11 protein-coding genes are annotated in these 15,820 nt (G+C 73.0%); 2 read left to right on the plus strand and 9 right to left on the minus strand.

What is annotated here, in order from left to right:
• The 8 genes from OO57_RS34170 to OO57_RS34205 all read right to left on the minus strand — a co-directional run bounded on the left by OO57_RS34170 (position 1) and on the right by OO57_RS34205 (position 9,952).
• Positions 1 to 1,038 (minus strand): aldose epimerase family protein, encoded by a 1,038-nt coding sequence (locus OO57_RS34170; protein ID WP_033256658.1) that lies wholly within the window; start codon positions 1,036 to 1,038, stop codon positions 1 to 3.
• 158 nt (positions 1,039 to 1,196) lie between these two features.
• Entirely contained in the window at positions 1,197 to 2,702 is a 1,506-nt protein-coding gene (gene araA / locus OO57_RS34175) for an L-arabinose isomerase (protein ID WP_033256659.1), read from the minus strand.
• Positions 2,703 to 2,716: 14 nt separating this feature from the next.
• Positions 2,717 to 3,388 carry an L-ribulose-5-phosphate 4-epimerase gene (locus tag OO57_RS34180; RefSeq protein WP_033256660.1) on the minus strand — a complete coding sequence of 224 codons (672 nt, stop codon included), beginning with the start codon at positions 3,386 to 3,388 and terminating at the stop codon, positions 2,717 to 2,719.
• Positions 3,389 to 3,390: 2 nt separating this feature from the next.
• Complete coding sequence (locus tag OO57_RS34185) at positions 3,391 to 5,094, minus strand: ribulokinase (protein WP_051778617.1); 1,704 nt, start codon at positions 5,092 to 5,094, stop codon at positions 3,391 to 3,393.
• 235 nt (positions 5,095 to 5,329) lie between these two features.
• The gene (gene yjfF, locus OO57_RS34190) at positions 5,330 to 6,301 is read right to left on the minus strand and encodes a galactofuranose ABC transporter, permease protein YjfF (protein ID WP_081974164.1); all 972 of its coding nucleotides are present in this window, start codon (positions 6,299 to 6,301) and stop codon (positions 5,330 to 5,332) included.
• The gene (locus OO57_RS34195; RefSeq protein WP_081974165.1) at positions 6,298 to 7,386 is read right to left on the minus strand and encodes an ABC transporter permease; all 1,089 of its coding nucleotides are present in this window, start codon (positions 7,384 to 7,386) and stop codon (positions 6,298 to 6,300) included. The genes yjfF and OO57_RS34195 overlap by 4 nt, the downstream gene beginning before the upstream one ends.
• Complete coding sequence (locus OO57_RS34200; RefSeq protein ID WP_033256662.1) at positions 7,383 to 8,903, minus strand: sugar ABC transporter ATP-binding protein; 1,521 nt, start codon at positions 8,901 to 8,903, stop codon at positions 7,383 to 7,385. The genes OO57_RS34195 and OO57_RS34200 overlap by 4 nt, the downstream gene beginning before the upstream one ends.
• A gap of 65 nt (positions 8,904 to 8,968) precedes the next feature.
• The gene (locus OO57_RS34205) at positions 8,969 to 9,952 is read right to left on the minus strand and encodes an ABC transporter substrate-binding protein (protein ID WP_033256663.1); all 984 of its coding nucleotides are present in this window, start codon (positions 9,950 to 9,952) and stop codon (positions 8,969 to 8,971) included.
• Between the two features lie 481 nt (positions 9,953 to 10,433).
• Here OO57_RS34205 and OO57_RS34210 point away from each other — a divergent pair, with 481 nt between their 5' ends.
• Both OO57_RS34210 and OO57_RS34215 read left to right on the plus strand, forming a co-directional pair.
• Entirely contained in the window at positions 10,434 to 11,465 is a 1,032-nt protein-coding gene (locus OO57_RS34210) for a LacI family DNA-binding transcriptional regulator (protein WP_033256664.1), read from the plus strand.
• A gap of 155 nt (positions 11,466 to 11,620) precedes the next feature.
• On the plus strand, positions 11,621 to 14,335 hold the full coding sequence (locus tag OO57_RS34215; protein ID WP_033256665.1) for a beta-L-arabinofuranosidase domain-containing protein: 2,715 nt from the start codon (positions 11,621 to 11,623) through the stop codon (positions 14,333 to 14,335).
• A gap of 67 nt (positions 14,336 to 14,402) precedes the next feature.
• Here the strand turns inward: OO57_RS34215 and OO57_RS34220 are convergent, their stop codons facing one another.
• On the minus strand, positions 14,403 to 15,794 hold the full coding sequence (locus tag OO57_RS34220; RefSeq protein WP_033256666.1) for an alpha/beta fold hydrolase: 1,392 nt from the start codon (positions 15,792 to 15,794) through the stop codon (positions 14,403 to 14,405).
• Between the last annotated feature and the right edge of the window lie 26 nt (positions 15,795 to 15,820).

Below are 15,820 nucleotides of genomic sequence, written 5' to 3' on the forward strand. Positions count from 1 at the left end.
TCAGTTCTCGACGGTGAACCGGTAGACGGTGGTGGAGCGGTACTCCTCCCCCGGGCGCAGGACGGTGGAGGGGTAGTCGGGCCGGTTCGGGGAGTCGGGGAAGTGCTGGGTCTCCAGGGCGATGCCCGCGTACGCGCGGTAGGGGCGGCCGGAGCGGCCGGTGACCGAGCCGTCGAAGAGGTTGCCGGTGTAGACCTGCAGGCCGGGTTCGGTGGTGCGGCACTCCAGGCGGCGGCCGCTCGCCGGGTCGGTGAGGACGGCGGCGGTGCGCAGGCCGGTGCCGTCCAGGACCCAGGTGTGGTCGTAGCCGGAACCGGCCGGGAGGAGCTGCGGGTGGCGCAGGGCGAAGCGTTCGCCGAGCGCCCGGGCCTCGCGCAGGTCGAAGGGGGTTCCGGCGACGGGTTCGACCGGGCCGAGCGGGATCAGCTCCTCGTCGACGGGCAGGTAGCCGGAGGCGTCGACCCGCAGCAGGTGGTCGAGGACGGTGCCGTTGCCCTCGCCCGCGAGGTTGAAGTAGGCGTGGTTGGTGAGGTTGACGACGGTGGGCGCGTCGGTGACGGCCCGGTAGTCGATGGTCAGCTCGCCGTCGGCGTCGAGCAGGTAGGTGACCTCGGCGGTGAGCGCGCCGGGGAAGCCCTGGTCACCGTCGGGGCTGTGCAGGCGCAGGCGGACGCCGACCCGCTGCTCCTCCTGGACGGGTTCGCCGTCCCAGGAGCGGGTGGCGTAGCCGTCGGGGCCGCCGTGCAGGGTGTGGCCGGTGTGCTGGGTGGCGAGGCGGTGGACGGTGCCGTCGAGCGGCAGTCGGCCGCCCGCGACGCGGTTGGCGTAGCGGCCGACGGTGGCGCCGAAGTAGGCGGCGGCGTCGAGCAGTTCGGCGACGTCTGCGCCGCCCAGGACGACGTTGGCGCGCCGCCCGTCCCGGTCGGGTGCGTGCAGGGCTTCGAGGCGGGCGCCGAGGCTGAGCACTTCCGCCGTGACGCCGCCGGGGGTGCCGAACGTCCAGCGGGTGATCGGCCGCCCGTCGGGGAGGGCCGCCACGTCGGCTCGGGTGGTCCTCGGTGGGGCGGGGGCTTCTGACGGCACGGTGGCTCCGTTCGGTGAGCGGGCGGGCGGACGGACGGTGAGGGGGACGGGGACGGGGACGGGGACGACGCCCGCGGGCGGGCGGGCGTCGTCGTTGCGCGGATGACGGACGGTCAGAGGCGCTGGGCGAGGCGGTGGTAGGCCTGGTTCCAGCGCAGTTCGCGGGTGAAGGTGCGCATGGTGGTGTCGGCGTCGATGAGGACGAGTTCGACGTCGAGCATCTCGGCGAGGTCGTCGAGGTGCTCGGCGGTGAGTGCCCGGGTGAGGACGGTGTGGTGCGGGGCGCCCGCGGTCAGCCAGGCCTCGGTGGAGGTGCGCAGGTTGGGGCGCGGGGCCCAGACGGCCCGGGCGACGGGCAGGTTGGGCAGCGGCTCGTCGGGCTCGACGACGTCGATCTCGTTGGCGACCAGGCGGAAGCGCTCGCCCAGGTCGGCCATGCCGACGACCACGGCGGGGCCGGGGGCGGCGTCGAAGACCAGGCGGACGGGGTCCTCGCGGCCGCCGATGCCCAGCGGGTGGATCTCGCAGGTGGGGGTGGCGGCGGCGATGGTGGGGCAGACCTCCAGCATGTGCGCGCCGAGGATCAACTCCCGCCCGGGCTCCAGGTGGTAGGTGTAGTCCTCCATGAAGGAGGTGCCGCCCTCCAGGCCGGTGGCGGCGGTCTTGAGGGTGCGCAGCAGGACGGAGGTCTTCCAGTCGCCCTCGCCGCCGAAGCCGTAGCCGTCGGCCATCAGGCGCTGCACGGCGAGGCCGGGGAGTTGGCGCAGGCCGCCGAGGTCCTCGAAGTTGGTGGTGAAGGCGCCGAAGCCGCCCTCGGTCAGGAAGCCGCGCAGGCCGAGTTCGATCCGGGCGGCGTAGCGCAGCGATGCGTGCCGCTCGCCGCCCGCCCGCAGTTCGGGGGCCAGGCGGTAGAGCTCCTCGTAGTCCTTGACCAGCTTGTCCACGTCCGCGTCGGCGGCGTGGTCGACGGCGGCGACCAGGTCGTTGACGCCGTAGGTGTTGACGGAGACGCCCAGGCGCAGCTGGGCCTCGACCTTGTCGCCCTCGGTGACGGCGACGTCGCGCATGTTGTCGCCGAAGCGGGCCAGCTTGAGGGTGGCGAGGTCGGCGCGGGCGGCGGCCGACCGGGCCCAGGTGGCGATGCGCTCGGCGACGACGGGGTCGCTGGCGTGGCCGGCGACGGTCTTGCGGGTGACGCCCAGGCGGGACTGGATGTAGCCGAACTCGCGGTCGCCGTGGGCGGCCTGGTTCAGGTTCATGAAGTCCATGTCGATGGTCGACCACGGCAGGTCGCGGTTGGCCTGGGTGTGCAGGTGCAGCAGCGGCTTGCGCAGCGCGTCCAGGCCGGCGATCCACATCTTCGCGGGTGAGAAGGTGTGCATCCAGGCGATCAGTCCGACGCAGGCGTCGTCGGCGTTGGCCTCCAGGCAGACCCGGCGGATCGCGCCCGCGTCGGTCAGCACCGGCTTCCAGATGATCCGCACCGGCAGGCCGGTGCGGGCGAGCTGGTTGGCGACCTGCTGGGACTGCTCGGCGACCTGCTGCAAGGTCTCGGGGCCGTAGAGGCCCTGGCTGCCGGTGAGGAACCAGATCTCGCGGTTGAGGAACACTTCGCTCATCGGGGGTTTCTCCTTCAGCGGGCAGCGGGCTGCTGGCCGTAGACGTTCTGGTAGCGGTAGTTGAGGCGGTCGATGTCGGCCTGGGCGATCGGCAGCGGCTCGCCGAGCTGGCGGGAGACGTGCACGGTGCGGGCGACGTCCTCGCACATCACGGCGGCCTTGACGGCGGCGCGGGCGTCCTTGCCGATGGTGAACACGCCGTGGCTCTTCATCAGCACCGCCGGGGAGCGGTGCCCGTCGAGGGTCTCGACGATGCCGCGGCCGATCGAGTCGTCGCCGATCAGCGCGAACGGCCCGACGGGGATCTCGGCGCCGAACTCGTCGGCCATCGCGGTCAGCACGCACGGCACCGCCTCGCCGCGGGCGGCCCAGGCGCTGGCGTAGGTGGAGTGGGTGTGCACCACTCCCCCGACGTCGGGGCGGTGGCGGTAGACGTAGGCGTGCGCGGCCGTGTCGGACGAGGGCGCGTGCTCGCCCTCGACGACGTTGCCGTCCAGGTCGCACAGGATCATGTTCTCGGGCGTCAGCTCGTCGTAGTCGACACCGCTGGGCTTGATCACCATCAGGTCCTCGCCGGGGACGCGGGCGGAGACGTTGCCCGCCGTCCACACCACCAGCTGGTAGCGGACCAGTTCCCGGTGCAGCTCGCAGACCTGGCGGCGGATCAGTTCGATCGGGGAGGTCATGTTCATTCCTCGCTGTCGTGGCTGAGGGCGGTGTTGCGGATGGCGCGCAGGCGGTGCAGCAGCAGGTCGGGCCCGGTGCCGAAGTGCTCGTGCAGCAGGCGGTACTCGGCGTACAGGGCGTCGTAGGCGTCGGCGCGGTCCTGGTCGGGCAGGTAGGCGTGGCGCTGGACGCGGCCCATCGCGGCGGCGGCGGCCCGCACGTGCGGGTAGGCCCCGGCGGCGACGGCGGCGTGGATCGCCGAGCCGAGGGCCGGGCCCTGCTCGGAGACCGCCAGCGAGACCGGGCGGCGCAGCACGTCCGCGTAGATCTGCATCAGCAGGGCGTTCTTCTTCAACCCGCCGGTGACGACGAACTCGGTGACCGGGACGCCGCCCGTCTCCAGCGCTTCGACGATGGTGCGGGTGCCGTAGGCGGTGGCCTCCAGCAGGGCGCGGTAGACGTCCTCGGGGCGGGTGGCCAGGGTCAGGCCCGCGATGACGCCGGAGAGGTGGTGGTCGACCAGGGTGGAGCGGTTGCCGTTCATCCAGTCCAGCGCGACCAGGCCGTGCGCGCCCACCCGCTGGGCGGCGGCCTTGCGGGTCAGCAGCTGGTGGGCGTCCTCGCCGTTGGCCTCGGCCTCGGCGAGGTAGTCGGCGGGCAGGCCCTGGCGCAGCCACCAGGCGAAGATGTCCCCGACCGCGGACTGCCCGGCCTCGTAGCCGAAGGCGCCCTCGGCGATCCCGCCGTCCACGACCCCGCAGATCCCGGGGACGTCCGCCAGGGCCGGGCCGTTGACGACGTGGCAGGTGGAGGTGCCCATGATGGCCAGCAGCTTGCCGTTGTCGACGGCCTGCGCGGCGGGCGCGGCCACGTGCGCGTCGACGTTCCCGGCGGCGACCGCGATGCCCTCGGGCAGGCCCGTCCAGGCGGCGGCCTGCGCGGTCAGCGAGCCCACCCGCGAGCCCAGCGGCGCCAGGCCGTCGGGGTGCTCCAGCTTGGTGCGGGCGAAGTCCGCGAAGCCGGGGTGCAGGGCGGCCAGGTACTCCTCGGACGGGTAGCCGCCGTCCTGGAAGATCCCCTTGTACCCGGCGGTGCAGGTGTTGCGGGACTCGGCGCCGGCCAGCTGCCAGACGATCCAGTCGGCGGCCTCGATCCAGCGCTCGCACGCCGCGTAGAGCTCCGGGTCCTCCTCCAGCACCTGCAGCGCCTTCGCGAACTGCCACTCCGCGGAGATCTTCCCCCCGTAGCGGCCGATCCACTTCTCACCGCGGGCGTGCGCCAGCGCGTTGATCCGGTCCGCCTGCCCCTGCGCCGCGTGGTGCTTCCACAGCTTCGGCCACGCGTGCGGGCGTCCGGCCCACTCGGGCACCTCCGCCAGCGGGGTGCCGTCGGCCAGGGCCGGCAGCACCGTGCAGGCGGTGAAGTCGGTGGCGATGCCGACCACCGCGGCCGGATCGACCCCGGACGCGGCCAGCGCCTGCGGCACCGCGACCCGCAGCACCTCCCGCCAGTCCTCCGGGTGCTGCAGCGCCCAGTCGGGGGGCAGGCGGCGGCCGGTGCCGGGCAGGCGGTCCTCGATCACGGCGTGCGGGTAGGCGTGCACGGCGGTGCCGAGCTCCTCGCCGTCCCGCACCCGGACCACCACCGCGCGCCCCGACAGGGTGCCGAAGTCGATGCCGACGACGTAGCTCTCCGGCTCGTCGGCCCGGTCGTGCTGGGGAGTCAAGCTCACTGTCTCTTCCTTGGCGTGGGGTGGGGGCGTGGACGGTGGGGTCGGCGGCCGCCGGCGCTCTCCGCGTCGTTGCGGGCCGGCGGCCGACCGTGTCCCGTCGTCGCCCGTCGGGAGGGCGGACGGGGCCGCGCGGGCCGCCCGGCGAAGCGGGGGGCCGGACGGTCCGGCGGGGTCGGGGCGGCGCCCGCCGGGCTCCGCGGCGCAGGCGGCGGGGTCCGGCGGGCGGCGGTCAGCGGCGGCGGGCGGTGATCAGGCGCTGCAGGACGATGAAGACGAACAGCAGGGCGCCGATGACGATCCGGGTCCACCAGGAGCTGAGGGTGCCCTGGAAGCTGATGACGGTCTGGATCAGGCCGAGCACCAGCACGCCGAGCAGGGTGCCGAGCAGGTAGCCGGAGCCGCCGGTCAGCAGGGTGCCACCGATGACGACCGCGGCGATCGCGTCGAGTTCCAGGCCCACCGCGTGCAGGCCGTAGCCGGACAGCATGTAGAAGGTGAGCAGGACGCCGCCGAGCGCGGAGCAGAAGCCGCTGATCGCGTACACGGTGGTCTTGGTGCGCTGCACCGGCAGGCCCATCAGCAGCGCGGACTGCTCGCTGCCGCCGAGCGCGTACACGTTGCGGCCGAGCCGGGTGTAGTGCAGGACCACGAACCCGGCGGCGACCACCAGCAGGGCGATCAGGGCGCTGGGCGAGACGAACAGGTCGCCGAGCGGGATCCGGGTCTGCGCCATGGCGGTGTACTGCGGGTCGGTGATGGAGATCGACTCGACGCTGATGGTGTAGCACAGGCCGCGGGCCAGGAACATGCCGGCCAGGGTGACGATGAACGGCTGGATCTCGAAGACGTGGATGATCCAGCCCATCAGCCAGCCGCCCGCGGTGCCCATCAGCAGGACCAGCGGGATGACCAGCAGCGGCGGCCAGCCGTGCTGTTCGACCAGCCAGGCGGAGACCATGGTGGACAGCGCCACCACCGCGCCGACCGACAGGTCGATGCCGCCGGTGAGCACGACGAAGGTCATGCCGACCGCGACGACCAGCAGGAAGGCGTTGTCGATCAGCAGGTTGAGCACGACCTGCCCGGAGAAGAAGCCGTCGTACTGCACCGAGCCGACGCTGAACATCGACACCAGCAGGACCGCGGTGACCAGGAGCGGGACCTGGCCGCGCAGGCGGGTCAGCAGGGCGTGGGCGTTCATGCGCCGACCTCCCGGTTGGTGGTGGGGGCCGCGGCGTGCGGCCGGGCGGTGCGCCGGGCCCGGGCGCCGCGGGCGGCGAGCTTGGCGCGGAAGGCGGGCGACTGGATCAGGCAGACCACGATGACCACGAACGCCTTGAACACCAGGGTGGTCTCCGGCGGGATGCCGATGGTGTAGACGGTGGTGGAGAGGGTCTGGATGATGAGCGCGCCCAGGACGGTGCCGCCGATCGAGAACCGGCCGCCGTTGAGCGAGGTCCCGCCGAGCACGACCGCGAGGATGGCGTCGAGTTCGATCCACAGTCCGGCGTTGTTGCCGTCGGCGGCCGAGACGTTGGAGGAGACCATCAGCCCGGCCAGCGCCGCGCACAGCGCGCTGAACACGTACACCAGGGCGACCAGCCGCATCGCCCGGATGCCGACCAGCCGGCTGGCGACCGGGTTGCCGCCGACGGACTCCAGCAGCAGGCCGAGCGCGGTGGAGCGGGTCAGCAGCACGGTGGCCAGCACCACCAGGGCGCTGAGCAGGATCGCGAACGGCATGGTCAGCCAGTAGCCGCCGCCGATCAGCTTGTACGGGTCGCTGGTGACGGTGATGATCTGGCCGTCGGTGATCAGCTGGGCCACGCCGCGTCCGGCGACCATCAGGATCAGGGTGGCGATGATCGGCTGGACGCCGACCTTGGCGACCAGCAGCCCGTTGACGGCGCCGAGCAGCAGCGCGGTGCCGAGCGCGATGCCGGCGGCGGTCAGCACGGTGGCGAGGCTGCCCGGGTCGGTGGACTCGCTGATGTGCAGGCAGGCCAGGGCGCCGGAGATGGCGACGGTGGAGCCGACCGAGAGGTCGATGCCGCCGGTGGCGATCACCAGGGTCATGCCGAGGGAGACCAGGATCAGCGGGGCGCCGAAGTGCAGGATGTCGATCAGGGAGCCGTAGAGGTGGCCGCCCTGGAGGCGGACGGCGAAGAAGTCGGGGGTGAAGGCGAGGTTGGCGGCCAGCAGCACGGCCAGCACCACGGCGGGCCAGAACAGCCGGGACCGGGTCACCGCCTTCACCGGGCTCGCCGCTGCTGCCGTACTCATCATGCGTGGGCTCCGCTTGCGATGGTGGCCATGACGCGCTCGGGGGTGAGCCCGCCGTCGTTGTCGAGCTGGGCGACCATCCGGTGGTCGCGCAGCACGCCGACCCGGTGGCTGAGCCGCAGCACCTCCTCCAGTTCGGCGGAGATGAACAGCACCGCCATGCCCTCCTCGGCGAGGTTCGCCACCAGCTTCTGGATCTCGGCCTTGGCGCCGATGTCGATGCCGCGGGTGGGTTCGTCGAGGATCAGCAGCTTGGGGTCGGTGATCAGCCAGCGGGCGAGCAGCACCTTCTGCTGGTTGCCGCCGCTGAGGTTGCGCACCAGCGCCTCGGGGTTGCCGGGGCGGATGTCCAGGGCGCGGATCCACTTCAGCGCGTAGGCGTCCTGGGCGGTGCGGGAGAGCGGGCGGGTCCAGCCGCGGGCGGCCTGGAGCGCGAGGACGATGTTCTCGCGGACGGTGAGCTCGCCGACCAGGCCCTCGGTCTTGCGGTTCTCCGAGCAGAACGCGATGCCGCGGGCGATCGCGTCGCGCGGGCTGCGCAGCGCGGTCACGGTGCCCTCGATCCGCAGGGTGCCGCCGTCGCTCTGGTCGGCGCCGAACAGCAGCCGGGCGGCCTCGGTCCGTCCGGAGCCGAGCAGCCCGGCCAGGCCGATCACTTCGCCGGGCCGGATGTCGAGGTCGTACGGTTCGACGGCGCCGCGCCGGGCCAGCCGGTCGGCCTGGAGGAACGCGGGGCCGGTGGGGGCGGTGCGTTCGCGCCGCTTGCCGCCGCCGAGCTGGTCGAGTCCGGCGAGTTCGGCGCCGATCATCCGGGAGACGAGTTCGACCTGGCCGAGTTCGCTGGTCAGGTACTCGCCCTCCAGGCGGCCGTTGCGCAGCACGGTCATCCGGTCGCAGATCTCGTAGACCTGGTCGAGGAAGTGCGAGACGAACAGGATCGCCACGCCCTGGTCGCGCAACCGCCGCATGACGGCGAAGAGTTGGCGGACCTCGTCGCGGTCCAGGCTGGAGGTCGGCTCGTCCAGGATCAGGACCTTGGCGGAGACGTCGACGGCGCGGACGATCGCCACCAGCTGCTGGACGGCGATGGAGTAGCTGTTCAGCGGGGCGCTGACGTCGACGTCGAGTTCCAGTTCGCGGACGAGTTCGGCGGCCCGGCGGCGCATCGCCGGCCAGTCGATCAGGCCGAAGCGGCGGGGTTCGCGTCCGATGAAGATGTTCTCCGCGACCGACAGGTTCGGGCAGAGGTTCACCTCCTGGTAGACCGTGCTGATGCCGGCCTGCTGGGCCTGCAGCGGCCCGGCGATCCGCACCCGTTCGCCGGCCAGCACGACCTCGCCGCCGTCCGACGGGTGGACGCCGGTGAGCACCTTGATCAGCGTGGACTTCCCGGCGCCGTTCTCCCCCATCAGGGCGTGCACCTCGCCGGGGAAGAGCCGGAAGTCGACCCCGTCCAGCGCCACCACCCCGGGGAACTCCTTGCGGATCCCCCGGACTTCCAGGACCGGTTGCTGCCGCACCCCGGTTCTCCTCTCGTGTCTCCCGTGCCGGGCCGCCCGCGGGCGGCCCGGCACGGCGGGGCGGGTCAGTACTGGCGGCTGGGGAGGGCCGCGGTGGCCTGCTCGGGGGTGAAGGTGCCCTCCTCGGTCTGGATCCGCCGCGGCACGCTCTCGCCCGCCTTGACCTTCTTGGCCAGTTCCATCAGCTGGTCGCCGAGCAGCGGGTTGCACTCGACATCGAAGTTGATCTTGCCCTGGCTCATCGCGGTGAAGGCGTCCTTGACCCCGTCCACCGAGACGATCTTGATGTCGGTGCCGGGCTTCTTGCCCGCCTCCTCGATCGCCTGGATCGCGCCGAGCGCCATGTCGTCGTTGTGCGCGTACAGCACGTCGATCTTCGGCTGGGACTTCAGGAAGGCCTGCATGACCTCCTTGCCCTTGGCGCGGGTGAAGTCGCCGGTCTGCGAGGCGACGATCTTGAACTTCGGGTCGCCCTTGATGGCGTCCGCGAAGCCGGACTTGCGGTCGTTGGCGGGCGCGGAGCCGGTGGTGCCCTCCAGCTGGACGATGTTCACGTCGCCGCTGCCGGACGCGTACTCCTTGACCAGCCAGTCGCCGGCCTTCTTGCCCTCCTCGACGAAGTCGGAGCCGAGGAAGGAGACGTACAGCGACTCGTCCTTGGAGTCCACCGCGCGGTCGGTCAGGATGACCGGGATGTGCGCGGCCTTGGCCTCCTTGAGGACGGTGTCCCAGCCCGACTCGACCACCGGCGAGAAGGCGATCACGTCGACCTTCTGCTGGATGAACGAGCGGATCGCCTTGATCTGGTTCTCCTGCTTCTGCTGCGCGTCGGAGAACTTGAGGGTGACGCCCGCCTTCTTCGCCGCGTCCTGGATCGACTTGGTGTTGGCGGTGCGCCAACCGCTCTCCGCGCCGACCTGGGCGAAGCCGATGGTCAGCTTGCCGTCCGACTTCTTGCCGTCGGAGGAGCCGCTGCCCGAGGAGCAGGCGGTGAGGCCGATGATCATGGCGCCGACGAGTGCGGCCGCGGCAACGGCTCTCTTGGACATGGGGGACTTCCTCTCGGATCGTCGATCGCACGGACGGCGGGGCCGGCCGGCGCTCACGGGGGTGCAGGGGGATGCGGGGGGTGCAAGGGGGCGAGACGACCGGATCGGGGCGCGACCGGGGAAGGTGCTCCGTCTCGTCCGGGTGAACGCGGTGTGGCGGCGCCGTTTCGCTTGAGGGAGATTGTTAGCGCTCACAATCACGATGGACAACCCAAGTCACCGCCCGTTACCCAATCTTGACCGGCCCTCGGCCCGCCCATGGGGAGGTCCGCCGCGGGCCGCGCCCCCTCCTTGACACCCCCGCCGCACCGGTGCTTTCCTCCGTGTCACGGGTCGGCCCACCCCGGATTGTGAGCGCTAACAGGCGGGGCGGGTACCCTGTCCGGAGCACCGCCGCGTGACGTCACCACCGCTCTCCCCGCACCGCACGGGGCTGACCGGCCGCCCGGCGCACGTCCGCGGTCGGCGAGGGAGTGGAACGTTGGGGACCGAAACGGCCGGGCCGGAGGCGCGACAGCCCGTGATGGCGGACGTCGCGAAACTGGCGGGGGTGTCCCACCAGACGGTGTCACGGGTCCTCAACGGCGCCCCGCACGTCCGCCCCGGCACCCGGGACCGGGTGCTCGCCGCCATCCGGGAGCTCGACTACCGGCCCAACTCGGCGGCCCGCGCCCTGGTCACCCGCCGCTCGCAGACCCTCGGCGTGGTCAGCTTCGAGTCCACCCTGTACGGGCCCGCCTCGATGCTGGACGGCATCGAGCGCGCCGCCCGCAGCGCCGGGTACTTCGTCAGCGTCGCCAGCCTGCGCTCGCTGGACGCCCGCTCCGTCCAGGAGGCCGTCGACCGGCTCCGCGACCAGGGCGTCGAAGGGGTCGTGGTGGTCGCGCCGCAGACCTCGGCCGTCAGCGCGGTCGCCAAGGTCTCCAGCTCGGTGCCGGTGGTCGCGGTCGGCTCCGGCGCCCGCTCCAGCATCCCGACCGTCACGGTCGACAACCGCTCCGGCGCGGAGGCCGCCACCCGGCAGCTGCTCGACCTCGGCCACCGCACCGTCCACCACCTGGCCGGGCCGTCCGGCTGGTTGGAGAGCCAGGACCGCCAGGAGGGCTGGCGCCGCACCCTGGAGGCCGCCGGGGCCCGGGTACCGGCCGTGGCGGTCGGTGACTGGAGCGCCCGCTCCGGCTACGAGGCCGGGCAGCGGATCGCCGGGCTGGCCGACGTCAGCGCCGTCTTCTGCGCCAACGACCACATGGCCCTCGGGCTGCTGCGCGCCCTGCACGAGAGCGGCCGCCCGGTGCCGGGCGACATCAGCGTGGTCGGCTTCGACGACATCCCGGAGGCCGCCTACTTCATCCCGCCGCTCACCACCGTCCGGCAGGACTTCGGCGAGCTCGGCCGCCGCGCCCTGGAACTGCTGGTGGCCGAACTCGGCGGCACCGACCACCCGATCACCCGGGTGCAGATCGCCCCCGAGATGGTGCTGCGCCGCAGCGCCGGGCCGGCGCACCGCGCCTGAGCGACGGGCGGCCGCGGCCGGGGCGGCGGGCGGCCGCGGCCGAGTCCGTGCGGTCGTACCTCTGGACCGGCCCCGGCGGCGGGGGATATAACCAATTCTTGTTAGCGCTAACATCCCCTCGGACTCCTCCCCACCCGGAAGGACCAGATCCCGCGATGTCGCTCTCCTCCCCCAACCGCCGCAGCCTGCTCAAGGCGACCGGCGTCCTCGCCCTCGCCCCGACCGTCGCGCTCGCCCCGGCGGCCCCGGCGGCCCCGGCGGGCGCGGCGGCCGCCGGCTCCCCGACCCAGCCGTTCGACCTCGGCCGGGTCCGGCTCACCGCCGGACGGCTGCGCGAGAACCAGGACCGCACGCTGGCGTACCTGCGCTTCGTCGACGTCGACCGCCTGCTGTACAACTTCCGCGCGAACCACCGGCTGTCCACCAACGCCGCCGCCGCGAACGGAGGTTGGGACGCCCCGGCGTTCCCGTTCCGGACGCACGTGCAGGGGCACTTCCTCAGCGCGTGGGCCCAGGCGTACGCCGGAACGGGCGACACCGTCTGCCGGGACAAGGCCGCGTACGCGGTCGCCGAGCTGGCCAAGTGCCAGGCCAACGACGCCGCGGCGGGATTCTCCGCCGGGTACCTCTCGGGCTTCCCGGAGAGCGACTTCGCCCAGTTGGAGGCCGGGACGCTCAAGAACGGCAACGTCCCGTACTACTGCGTCCACAAGACCATGGCCGGCCTGCTCGACGTGTGGCGCCTGATGGACAGCACCCAGGCCCGGGACGTCCTGCTGGCCCTGGCCGACTGGGTCGACCGGCGCACCGCCCGGCTGACGCAGGGCCAGATGCAGGCGCTGCTGGGAACCGAGTTCGGCGGCATGAACGAGGTGCTGGCCGACCTCCACCTGCGGACCGGGGACGCGCGCTGGCTGGCGGTCGCCCAGCGCTTCGACCACGCCGCGGTGTTCGACCCGCTGGCCGCCGGCCAGGACCAGCTGAACGGCCTGCACGCCAACACCCAGGTGCCGAAGTGGATCGGCGCCGTGCGCGAGTACCTGGCCACCGGGACCGCCCGCTACCACGACATCGCCGCCAACGCCTGGAGCTTCTGCACCACCGCGCACAGCTACGCCATCGGCGGGAACAGCCAGGCGGAGCACTTCCGCGCCCCGAACGCGATCGCCTCCCAGCTGACCAACGACAACTGCGAGCTGTGCAACTCGTACAACATGCTCAAACTCACCCGCGAGCTGTGGCAGTTGGACCCCGCCCGGGCCGCGTACTTCGACTTCTACGAACGCGCCCTGCTCAACCACGTGGTCGGCGCGCAGAACCCCGCCGACCCGCACGGGCACGTCACCTACTTCACCCCGCTGAAGCCCGGCGGGCGGCGCGGCGTCGGCCCGGCCTGGGGCGGCGGCACCTGGAGCACCGACTACGACTCGTTCTGGTGCTGCCAGGGCACCGGCGTGGAGTCCAACACCAAACTGGCGGACTCGGTCTACTTCCACGACGGCACCACGCTGATCGTGAACCTGTTCGTGCCCACCGTCCTCACCTGGGCCGAGCGCGGCCTCACGGTCACCCAGACCACCTCCTACCCCGCCGAGGACACCACCACGATCAAGCTGACCGGCAGCACCGGCGACACCTGGTCGATGCGCGTCCGTATCCCGGGCTGGACGTCCGGGGCCACCGTGAGCGTCAACGGCGCCGTGCAGAACGTCACCGCCACGCCCGGCAGTTACGCCGTCCTCACCCGCGCCTGGGCCTCCGGCGACACGGTGACCGTCAAACTGCCGATGCGCGTCGCGCTCGCGGCCGCCAACGACGACCCGAACGTCGCCGCGGTCACCTACGGCCCGGTCGTGCTGTGCGGCAACTACGGCAGCACCGCCCTCGCCGCGCTCCCCGTCCTGGACCCGGCCTCGATCACCCGCAACGGCAGCACGGGCCTCTCCTTCACCGCGACCGCCAACGGCTCGCCCGTCGGCCTCGGCCCGTTCCACGACGCGCAGGGCTTCAACTACACCGTCTACTGGAGCACCCGGAGCACCTCCGGGTTCCGCCTGCTCGACGCGGGCAGCGGGCTGGTGCTGGGCGTGCAGGACATGTCCACCGCGGACGGGGGGCGCGCCCTGCAGTGGGCCGACAGCGGCACCGCCGACCACGACTGGGAGCTGCTGGTCGACGGCACCGCGCTGCGCCTGCGCAACGCCAACAGCGGCAAGGTGCTGGGCGTGCAGGACATGTCCACGGCCGACGGCGCCCCCGTTCTGCAGTGGTCGGACAACGGCACCGCCGACCACCGGTGGACGGTCGTGGCGACGGCCGACGGCTCGCACGGCCTGCGCAACGCCAACAGCGGCAAGCTGCTCGGCATCGCGGGCGGCTCCACCGCGCAGGGCGCCTTCGCCGTGCAGGCCCCGGACACCTCCGCGGCCACCAGCCGGTGGTGGTTCCTCCCGACCGGCACCCGGCGGATCCGGAACGTGGCCAGCGGGCTGCTGCTCGGGGTGTCGGGCATGTCGACCGCGGACGGCGGCCTGGTGGTCCAGTGGGGCGACAACGGCACCGCCGACCACCTGTGGACCGCGGTGGTCGACTCCGGCGGGTACCTGCGGCTGCGGAACTCCCACAGCGGCAAGGTCCTCGCCGTGGAGGGCGGCGGCACGGCCAACGGCACCCGGATCGTCCAGTGGGCCGACAACGGGACCGCCGACCACCGGTGGCGCCTGCGGCACGGCGGCGGCGACACCTTCCGCCTGCAGTCCGCAGCCAGCGGCCGCGTGCTCGGCGTCGCCGGGGCGTCCACCGCGCAGGGCGCCCAGGTCGTCCTCTGGGACGACAACGGCACCGCCGACCACCTCTGGCGCTTCGTCTGACCCGCCGTCACGCCGACGGCCGGGCACGGTCCTCCGTGCCCGGCCGTCGGCCTTCGGGGGGCGGGGCTCAGCGCACGCCGCTCAGCCGGGAGGGCTTCCAGTCGACGAAGGCGGCGCCGCCCAGGTCGAGCGCGGTGGCGCGCTCCTGCAGCGACTCGGGGGTGGCGGCGTTGCGCCAGGAGCCGGTGACCAGGCGCTGCTCCAGGGCGTGCAGACCGGCCACGATCTCGGCGGTGGTGAAGTTGCAGTGCCCCTGCCGGGCGACGAAGGCCTGCCGCAGCAGGCCGTTGTCGCCCGCGGCCCGGATCCGGGCCGCGTAGGCGTTCTCCTGCTCGACGGGGACGAGCTGGTCGGAGGTGGTGTGGAGGGACAGCATCGGGACGCCGAGCGAGGCGACGGTGGAGCTGGCGTTCAGGTCCGCCCGGGCGGCGGCGGAGCCGGTGATGTCGGCGTGCGCGGTGAGCGCGGCGGTGTCGGCCTCCAGGTCGAGGCCCGCCGCGGCGTACAGGGCGCGGACCTCGTCGGCGTGCCAGGACTTGTCGAGCAGGTCGGTGTAGTCGACGCCCCTGGTGGAGGAGGGGTTGCCGCCCGCGGACTGCTCGACGGCGTAGCGGCCGGGGACGATGAAGTACAGCAGGCCCTGCTGGAGCCACTGGTACTGCTGGCGCTCCTGGTCGGCGTAGTCGGTGGGAGCGGGCGGGGCCTGGCCCGGGGCCCAGGCCGACTGGTTGAGGTAGGCGGCGGCGAGGGAGATCCTGGCCCGTCCGGCGGGGGTCTGCTGGGCGGCGTCGACGGCGGCGGAGAGCCGCTGGGCCAGTGCGGAGGCGGCGGCCGGGTCGGGCAGGTCGACCAGGTTCGGCAGGTCGGCGCGGTCGAAGAACCAGGCCAGGGCGTACTCGGCGTCGAGCTGGTAGTCCTCCAGGTCGACGCCGCCCGCGACGAGTCCGCACAGGTTCAGCGCGCCGTCGATCCGCCCGGCGCCGTCGCGGGCGATCTGGGCGTTGACCAGGCCGCCCATCGAGAGCCCGACGGAGACCACGTGGGTGGGCCTGCCCGCGGTGTCGCCGAACGCGGTGACGGTGGCGAACTGGTCCCGCTCGGCGGACTCCAGCGCCCAGGTCGACCCGTTCGGGTCGTAGGAGGAACCGGCCAGGGCGTAGCCCTCGGCGAGGAGCCGGTCCTTGACCGCGTCGGAGGGGGCGTTGGCGGCGGTGAGCGCGCCGAAACCGTGGCTGAACAGCAGCAGGACGCCGTTCCACCGGGCGGGCTTGTCGGCGATCCAGGTCGCGCCGTCCGGCAGGGTCCCGCGGTAGTGGGTGGACGCGGTGACGGCGGTGGACCCGGTGGACCCGGTGGACGCGGTGGCGGCGGCCGGGGTGGCGGCGGCGAGCGGGGCGGTGACGGCGAGCGCGGTGGCGGCGCACAGGGCGGCCAGCGCCCGGCGGGGCGATCGGGACATCGGGGCTCCAACAGGGTGGGTGGGCG

Origin of the sequence: Kitasatospora phosalacinea, from assembly GCF_000717185.1 — a bacterium.
GTDB lineage: Bacteria > Actinomycetota > Actinomycetes > Streptomycetales > Streptomycetaceae > Kitasatospora > Kitasatospora phosalacinea_A.